The sequence below is a fragment of the Polynucleobacter sp. AP-Reno-20A-A9 genome (assembly GCF_018882085.1).
Classification (GTDB): domain Bacteria; phylum Pseudomonadota; class Gammaproteobacteria; order Burkholderiales; family Burkholderiaceae; genus Polynucleobacter.
This window is the reverse complement of sequence record NZ_JACVPB010000030.1, coordinates 1-600: the sequence shown is the minus strand read 5'-3', so window position 1 is coordinate 600 and position 600 is coordinate 1. Positions and strand designations below refer to the sequence as shown.

Here is a 600-nt window from a genome sequence, read left to right as displayed (position 1 = left end):
AGAACTACACATGGAACCACAAACGCATCTACCGGATTTACCGCGAGCTTGAGCTCAACCTACGCATCAAACCCCGAAAACGTTTAGTGCGAGATAAACCCGATGCGTTGGTGGTACCGCTGAGCATCAACCAAGTATGGTCAATGGATTTTATGCATGACCAGTTACAAGATGGCAGATCCATCCGACTATTTAATGTGATTGATGACTTTAATCGTGAAGCCTTATGCATTGAAGTAGACTTCTCTTTACCGTCTGAGCGAGTCGTTCGCAGCTTGGATCAGATCATTGCTTGGCGAGGCAAACCGGCAGTGATTCGAGCGGACAACGGGCCGGAACTGATTAGTGGCAGACTAATGGAGTGGGCAGCAAAGCATCAAATCCACATACAACACATCCAACCGGGTAAGCCACAACAAAATGCCTATGTGGAGCGCTTTAATCGCACCGTCAGATATGAATGGTTATCTCAGCATTATTGGGAAAGCATTAACGAAGTTCAAGAGTTTGCAACGCAATGGATGTATAAATACAATCATCAACGTCCAAACATGGCATTGGGCGGCATTACCCCGAAACAGCGACTGGCCATGGTTGCTT

At 46.7% G+C, this 600-nt stretch carries 1 protein-coding gene; it reads left to right on the top strand.

Features of this window, described 5'->3' with window-relative positions:
- Window positions 1-600: IS3 family transposase (locus ICN39_RS11070; RefSeq protein ID WP_216234161.1), on the top strand; the 600-nt coding region annotated here is incomplete at both ends.